The 7,612-nt window shown below is 63.8% G+C and carries 7 protein-coding genes and 1 pseudogene; all 8 read left to right on the top strand.

Features of this window, described 5'->3' with window-relative positions:
- A pseudogene (locus tag WAW85_RS09075) lies at window positions 1–242 on the top strand (mammalian cell entry protein); the annotation flags it as partial.
- A complete protein-coding gene (locus tag WAW85_RS09070; protein ID WP_422559288.1) occupies window positions 239–1,345 on the top strand; it encodes an MCE family protein in 1,107 nt (368 codons plus the stop codon). The pseudogene WAW85_RS09075 and the gene WAW85_RS09070, both read left to right, overlap by 4 nt.
- A gap of 2 nt (window positions 1,346–1,347) precedes the next feature.
- A complete protein-coding gene (locus WAW85_RS09065) occupies window positions 1,348–2,454 on the top strand; it encodes an MlaD family protein (protein ID WP_422559287.1) in 1,107 nt (368 codons plus the stop codon).
- Window positions 2,451–3,731 (top strand): MCE family protein, encoded by a 1,281-nt coding sequence (locus WAW85_RS09060; protein WP_422559286.1) that lies wholly within the window; start codon window positions 2,451–2,453, stop codon window positions 3,729–3,731. Before WAW85_RS09065 ends, WAW85_RS09060 begins: the two co-directional genes overlap by 4 nt.
- Complete coding sequence (locus WAW85_RS09055) at window positions 3,731–5,080, top strand: MCE family protein (protein WP_422559285.1); 1,350 nt, start codon at window positions 3,731–3,733, stop codon at window positions 5,078–5,080. Before WAW85_RS09060 ends, WAW85_RS09055 begins: the two co-directional genes overlap by 1 nt.
- Window positions 5,077–6,324 (top strand): MlaD family protein, encoded by a 1,248-nt coding sequence (locus WAW85_RS09050; protein ID WP_422559284.1) that lies wholly within the window; start codon window positions 5,077–5,079, stop codon window positions 6,322–6,324. The genes WAW85_RS09055 and WAW85_RS09050 overlap by 4 nt, the downstream gene beginning before the upstream one ends.
- A gap of 74 nt (window positions 6,325–6,398) precedes the next feature.
- Window positions 6,399–7,313, top strand: a complete 915-nt coding sequence (locus tag WAW85_RS09045; protein ID WP_422559283.1) for a hypothetical protein — start codon at window positions 6,399–6,401, stop codon at window positions 7,311–7,313.
- On the top strand, window positions 7,313–7,612 hold a 300-nt coding region (locus tag WAW85_RS09040; RefSeq protein ID WP_422559282.1), incomplete at its 3' end, for a hypothetical protein. The genes WAW85_RS09045 and WAW85_RS09040, both read left to right, overlap by 1 nt.

The raw sequence follows: 7,612 nt of genomic DNA, 5'->3' as shown, positions 1-7,612 counted from the left end.
GTTCGGTGCCGGACGGCTCCTACCAGCCGCCGTCGCGGAACGCCGGACCGGCGACATGGCCGAACTTGCCGCAGCCGCAGTTCAGCGCGCTGCCGGCGGGTACCGGTACCGCCGCGGACTACCACAGCCAGCTGCGCATGATCTATGGCGCGAGCAGCGGGCAGAACCCGGCTGACGTTCCTACATGGGTCACCTATATCGGCGCGGGTGCGCTTGATGGTGCGGAGGTAAATATCAAATGAGAGGTGTTTGGGCTCCGCTCATCAAACTGATCGTCTTCATCGTGATCACGGTGTTGGCGACGTCCGTGCTGGCACTGCTGATCTCCAATGCCGGTGCCGCCGGAAAGAATAGCTATCAGGCGATCTTCTCCGACGCCGCGATGCTCAATCCGGGCGACGACGTGCGCATCGCCGGTGTGCGCGTCGGCCAGGTGCAGGATGTCGAGATCTACGACCGGAATCTGGCGAAGGTCTCGTTTAACGTGAACCGTGGCCGCCTGCCGCAGAGCACGCAGGTCTCGATTCGCTACCGGAACCTCGCCGGTCTGCGCTATGTGGCGCTGGAGAAGGGTCCGAGCGACGGTGCGACCGTCGGTCCGGGCTACACCTTCCAATACAACGTGGATCGTCGTAAGTCGAGTACGCATCCGGCGGTCAACCTGACCGAACTGTTCAATGGTTTCCGGCCGCTGTTCCAGCAGATCACCCCGGAAGATATGAACAAGCTGGCCGAGACCGTCATCAACGTCTTCCAGAACGGCGACGGTGTGGACATGGGTGCCACCATCGGTTCGCTGATCCAGCAGACCGCGGAGCTCACCAACACGATCGCCGACAAGGATGCGGTGATTGGCGAGATGATCACCAACCTCACCAAGGTGTTGGACACGGTCAACAACAACGACCAGCAGCTGACCCAGTTGCTCAACAACACCGAGGCGCTGGTGACCGGACTGGCCGCGCAGCGTGATTCGGTCGGCTCGGCAATCACCTCGGTGTCCAAGCTGACCTCGCTGACCGGGTCGATTCTGAGCCAGACGCGGCCGTCGATCCAGCAGGCACTGAGTGGTCTGAAGGTGACGTCGGACAATATCGCCGCGCGCGAGTCCGACGTCAACAAGCTCCTGGAGAACCTGCCGGTGAAGCTGCAGAAGCTGGGTCGCAGCGCGACCTTCGGCTCGTGGTTCCAGTTCTACCTGTGTGGTCTGGACATTCGCGCCGGTAACGGTAAGTCGGCGGTGCTTTCGCAGCCGATGATCCCGCTGCCGGACATCAACCACGTCCTTTACACCAGTGCGGCGACGCGCTGCTGGGCCGACGGCAAGATCAACGGGGAGGGGTGACAATGTCCGATCAGCAGAACAATCCCACCGCTCCCGATCGTGAAGTCGACGCCACAGCAGAAATCGACGTCACGGCGTTGCCGCCGAAGAAGTCCCGCCGCTTCGCCGGGAAGCGCACGGCAAAGAGCGTCGGTATTTTGGGGCTGGCGGCCATCGTGATGATCAGTTTGGCGACCTTCTATCTGAAGGACCTGCCGCTGATCGGTGCCGCACCGCAGTACACGGTCCAGTTCCACGAGGCCGCGGGCGTGACGCCGGGTAACGAGGTTCGCGTCGCCGGTGTGCGCGTCGGCGAAGTGACCGACGTACGCCTGGACGGCAACCGGGTGCTAATGCGCATGCGCGTCGCGGACACCTGGATTGGCGATGAGACCCAGGCGACCATCCAGATCAAGACGGTTCTCGGGCAGAAGTACATCGCGCTGAACCCGAAGGGCACCAATCGTGCTGATCCGCGGGAGATCCTGACCGACACCGTGGAACCGTACGACGTGGTGCAGGCCTTCTCCGATGCTGCCGACCAGATCGAGAACGTGGACACCAATCAGGTGGCCAAGGCCCTCGGCGAGCTGTCGGACGTGTTCACCGCGAGCGCCGACGACATCGGTCCGTCGTTGGAAGGCATCTCGCGGCTCTCGCAGACCATCGCCAGTCGCGATAAGGAAATCCGCCGCCTACTGAAGGCGACCCGCGATTCGTCGAAGATCCTGGCCGACCGCAATCAGCAGTTCACCCGGCTGATCGCCGGTACCGGGGTGCTGTTGCAGGAGCTCAACACGCGGCAGGAATCCATCTCGGCGCTGCTCTCCAGCACCGAGGCGATGAGCACCGCGTTGACCGGCATCGTGAAAGACAACGAGAAGCAGATCGGTCCGGTGCTGACGTCGCTTAAGCAGGTCACCAACATCCTGACCGCGCAGAACGAGAATGTGCGTAATTCGATCATCAACCTGGCGCCGTTCTACCGGCTGTACGCCAATGTGCTCGGTAACGGTCGCTGGTTCGAGTCGGTGGTCACCAACCTGATTCCGCCGGCTCTCCCGGCGCAGAACACGCACCGGCCGCCGAATGCGACGGCCAACCTCAACAACGGAGGGACTGAGAAATGACGTCTACTCCCGATGCCGCGCAGCCGCGGCAGCCGTTCTTCACTCGCCAGACCTTGGCGGTCATCGCGACGATCGTGGTCGCCGCTCTGGTGGCCGGTCTGATCGCCTGGTGGGCATGGAGTCGGATCGGTTCGACCAAGGTGACTGCGACGTTCAACAGCTCCGTCGGCATGTACGAAGGCTCCAATGTCCGGATCCTCGGTGTCGACGTCGGCAAGGTCACCAAGGTGACCCCGCGCGGCGAGACCGTGGATGTGGAGATGCGCGTCGACCGCGGCATCAAACTTCCTGCCGATGTGCAGGCGGTGCAGATAATTCCGTCGTTGGTCGCCGATCGCTACGTCCAGTTGTTGCCGGCCTATAACGGCGGCCCGACCACACAGGGTGATGTGAATCTCGGACTCGACCGCACTGCGGTGCCGGTGGAGATCGACGCGATCTACGGCAACCTGCAGAAGCTGTCGAAGTCGCTCGGCCCAGGCAAGGATGGGGTCAACCAGAAGGGTGCCCTGAGCAATTTCGTCACCGCAGGCGCCAAGGCGCTCGACGGCCACGGCGAGACCATGGGCAGCGCGATCACCAACCTGTCGAAGGCCGCCGAGACGCTGGCCAACTCCAGTGGAGACATTTCGACGACGGTGAAGAACCTCAACGTCTTTGTCGGTGCGCTCCGCGAAAACGACTCGCAGGTGCGGCTGTTCAACTCGCAGATGGCCTCGTTCAACGGGTTCCTGTCCGGCGAGCGGGAACAGTTGGGCAAGGCACTCGATACGCTCTCGTTTGCCCTGGGTGATGTGGCGACTTTTATTGCCGACAATCAGGCGCAGATCGGGGAGACCATCCGTGACCTGCAGCCCACCGGCCAGGCGCTGCTCGACAACAAAGACAGCCTGCTGGAGATCATGACGGTCCTGCCGCTGGCGGTCAGCAACTTGATCAACGCCTACGACGCCGAGTCGGGAACCGTCGCCATGCGGGTCAACATTCCCGACTTGCAGAACCCGACCGCCGCAGTCTGCAAGATGCTCGATTTGGGTGCGCTGCTGCCGGGCAACCCGCTGGCCGTCGATTTCAGCAACAAACTGCGTCCGCTGGTCGACCACTGCTTGGAGCTCGGTGAGCAGATCCAGAACGATGTTCTGGAACCGCTGCTGCCGATTCTGCCGTTCGGCCTCATGAGCAACCGGAAGTTGCAGAATATGCTGCCGCCGGGCTCGGTTCCCGGAGTGCCCGATACGCAGCTTCCGCCGTACAACAAGAGCCGGGGAGGCAACTGATGAAGCTCGGTAGGCTTACCCGCCTCAAGGTGGCCGGCGTCGCTACCGCGATGACTGCGGTCCTCGGTGTCACCGGCTGCGGTGTCAACGTGCAAGATATGCCGCTGCCCGGTGGCGTCGCGCTCGGCGACAATGCGCGCGACTACACGATCGAGTTCAAGAACATCCTCGATCTGGTGCCGCAGTCCGTCGTCAAGATGGAAGGCATTCCGGTCGGCCGCGTGGTCAAGATCGAAGTGCCGGGGGACGCCTGGAACGCGCTCGTGCACATCCGCGTGCAGAATGAGATCGACCTGTCGGACAAGGTGCACGCGGCCGTCCAGCAGACGAACCTGCTCGGCGAAAAGTTCGTGGCGTTGACCGAGCCGGACGACGCGGGGAGCGCGCCGCGGCAGAACCCGAACCAGCCCATCTCGTTGGGCCGCACCAGCACCACGACCGACATCGAGCAGCTGCTCGGCGCTTTGTCGCTGCTCCTCAACGGTGGCGGTATTGCCGAACTCAAGCCGATCATCACCGCACTCAACGAGTCGATGGGCGGCGAGGAAGGCAGCGCCGAGATGCGCGAGCTGCTGATCAACTCTGAGAAGCTGATCCGCGGGCTAAATCAGCAGCGCGACAACATCATCTCGGCAGTCGACGGCATCGCGAACCTGTCGGAGCGGGCTGCCGGTCAGACCGCGCAGATCGACCGGATCCTGGACGAGCTGCCGGCCGGCGTCGCCGTGCTGGAAGCGCAACGACCGCAGTTCGTCGACTTGCTGACCAAACTCGACAGCCTCGGCGAGGCGGGCACGCAGATCCTGGGCACCGCACACAAGGCGATGATCAACGATCTCAAGGCACTGGCCCCGATCCTGACCCAGCTGGGTGGATCGGTCAATGACCTGATTACGGCGGCGCCGCTGATGCTCACCCACCCGTTCCCGGATGACATCGTGCCGGGCGTGCACGGTGACTCGACCAACCTGTTCATGACGGTCGATCTGCGGTTGCTCAATCAGCTGGAGGCGCTCGGCGTGGGCCAGGGTACGCCGAAGTACCAGATCCCGTCGGCCAATCCGCCGCGGGTCGATCAGCGAAACCCATACATCAACGGTAACGGCCCTCGCTGGGGCTGGCCGTCGATCTCGCTGCTGCCGCCGCCGTTGAACTCCCGGCCGGGACCCAACACCCCGCCGTCGGGCGGCACCTACCCGGCCAATCCGGGGCTGACCCAGTCGCAGAACAAGAACAACCCGTCGTCGTCGACGAAGAAGAAGCCCACGTCGTCGACCACTGGCAAGAAGCCGGCCGCTGACAGCTTCCTCTACGGACCCATCCAACTGCTCGGAGGGACCGGCCAGTGATCACTCGATTCGTCAAAGTGCAGCTGATCGTATTCGCGATCGTTGGCGTGCTGGCCATCGTCTACGTGGGTGCGAACTATGCGCGCCTGGATCGGCTGATGGGTTTTGGCACCTACCCGGTGACGGTGGCGATGGGCGACAGCAGCGGTGGAATCTTTACCCAGGCGCAGGTCACCTATCGCGGGGTTCCGGTCGGTGAGGTGAACGCCATGACGTTGACCCCGAACGGCGTGAACCTGGAACTCAAGCTCGACTCGCGCGGTCCGAAGATTCCCGACTCGGCAGTCGCCGTCATCGCGAACCGTTCGGCGATCGGCGAGCAGTTCCTTGATCTGCAGCCCACTAGCGGTAGCGGCCCGTACCTGGAAAAGGGTTCGGTGATCACGCACTACGTGCTGCCGCCGGTGCTGCAGGACGTGATGACCGACGTCATCAAGCTCACCGAGTCGGTGCCCGTCGACGATCTGACCACCGTGGTCACCGAGCTCGGCAAGGCCTTCGACGGCCAGGCCGAGAATATGGACCGGCTGGTCAGTGCGCTGACCACGCTGGCCAAGTCCGGCCATGAGAACCTGGGCGAGACTATCTCGCTGATCCAGAACTCGAATGTGGTGCTCGGCACGCAGGCTGAACAGTCCGATGAGATCTTGACCTGGGCTAAGGGCTTGGAGTTGGTGACCGCGACGCTGGCCGCGCAGGACCCGGCGGTGCGGCGGATTCTGACGGACGGTCAGCTGACCGCCACACAGCTGTCGTCGTTCTTGCAGGAGAACGGTGGGGACGCCACCACGCTGATTCATCAGCTTGGCGAGACCATGCACACCGTGGAGCCGGCAACATTCGCCACCGGCGCCACCATGGCTATGCTGTCGGCGCTCTCGGCAGGCAGCCACTCGGCCGCACCGGGCGACGGTCAGATCCACTTCGGCATCGTGCTCGAGACCAATAACCCGCCGACGTGCACTAAGGGTTACGAGAGCACTAAGGCGATCATCGCGGATATGAAGCGGAAGAATCCGAACTTCGACATCAATTACGACGACTTCCCGTTCAACCGGGACGCCAACTGTGAGGTGGCGGTAGGGAACCCGACGGGTGTGCGCAGTGCGAACCGCGCCGCGTTGGCCAATCCGGAAATCCCGCAGCCGTGGGACAACCTGCCCAAGAAGGATCCGGATCGGCTCAACTTGAACCCACTGGCGACCCAGCTGGCGTGGCTTCAGGGTGTGCACCCGACCAAGTAGCCGTCGTCGCTAGAACCAGTGGGAAGTGCCGAGAGATTGAGTCGATCGGCCACGAGTAGATACAGTTGCGCGCGATGACTTCTGAACCGAACGAGACCCCCGAGGGCCCGGCCCCGGATGACCTGACCGACGTCGCCTCCGACGTCGCCTCCGACGTCGCCGCCGATACTGAGGTTTCCGCTGGCGTCGATGCCGACGACGGGGCGTTCCCGGATCTGCCCGACGACCCGAAGTCGCGCGCGCAGCGCAGGGCTGAGCGCAAGGTGGCCAAGGTGACGGCGAAGGCCGAGGCCGTGGCCAGCGGCTCGCGCGCCGGTGGACGGCGGCACACGTTCGGGTCGTTAGCGTTGGCTACCGGTGTGGCGGCGCTGACCGCCGCCGTGGTCTGCCTCGCGTACTTCGGCTACACCGGTATCAACGCCTACGTCGGGACCGGTGGTAAGGCTGCCACGTTGCGCGACGAGTCGATCGACGCCGCCGAACAGGCCATCATCAACATCATCAACGTGTCCGCCGACGATATCGACGGCTGGGAGCGACGTATCGATTCGTCGTTGACCGGTGGTGCCCTCAAGCAGGTCAAGGACGGGACGCTGGAGTCCCTGAAGAAGGAGATCGCCGCCGGTAAGCGCACCGAGCATGCGCGGCTTAGCGGTGAGGTGCGGCGGGCCGCCTGCACTGAGGTGAACGTCGACGAGAATAGGGCCACCGTGTTGGTCTTCTCGTCGTCCACCGCCTATGCGGGCAAGGACGATAAGGGTCAGGACGTCACCACCGAGATCGCCACCATGGAGTTCTTGGTGAGCGTGGTGCAGGTCGACGGCGTGCGGAAGGTTGACAACATCGTCCCGCTGACGCTGGTGCCGATCGAAGAAGGCGGTGCGGCAGGCGGTTCCGGTAGCGGGACCGGCGGAGCGGGCGGTACGGGTACGAGCGGTACGGGTACGAGCGGTTCGGGCACGAGCGGCAGCAACGGGGGTGGCCGCTGATGAGCGACGACGATAAGAACTACGGCGATCTGCCGAAAATGGAGATCCGCATCGGGCGCCCGGCGCCAGCGGACGCAGCAGTCGAGACTCCAGATGTCGAGACTGCGGTGGTCGAGACTGCGGTGGTCGAGACTGCGGCTGCGGCGTCGACCACCGGCGATCGCAGCATTGTGGAGACGCACGTTGAGTTGTCGCCGGCGTCCGCGGATGACGGCGTCGCCGCCACCGAACGATTGCGTACCGCGCGCGGGCAGACCGGCCGCGCCCGCACCCGTGAGGAGGCCGATACGGCCACCGTG

Origin of the sequence: Gordonia sp. (in: high G+C Gram-positive bacteria), assembly GCF_049299075.1 — a bacterium.
Taxonomy (GTDB): domain Bacteria; phylum Actinomycetota; class Actinomycetes; order Mycobacteriales; family Mycobacteriaceae; genus Gordonia.
This window is presented reverse-complemented; position numbering and strand designations above follow the sequence as displayed.

Bases quoted from the DNA above. Each gene is read 5' to 3' on its own strand.
- WAW85_RS09070 (WP_422559288.1), top strand. From the start codon at position 239: ATGAGAGGTGTTTGGGCTCCGCTCATCAAACTGATCGTCTTCATCGTG.
- WAW85_RS09045 (WP_422559283.1), top strand. From the start codon at position 6,399: ATGACTTCTGAACCGAACGAGACCCCCGAGGGCCCGGCCCCGGATGAC.
- WAW85_RS09060 (WP_422559286.1), top strand. From the start codon at position 2,451: ATGACGTCTACTCCCGATGCCGCGCAGCCGCGGCAGCCGTTCTTCACT.
- WAW85_RS09055 (WP_422559285.1), top strand. From the start codon at position 3,731: ATGAAGCTCGGTAGGCTTACCCGCCTCAAGGTGGCCGGCGTCGCTACC.
- WAW85_RS09065 (WP_422559287.1), top strand. From the start codon at position 1,348: ATGTCCGATCAGCAGAACAATCCCACCGCTCCCGATCGTGAAGTCGAC.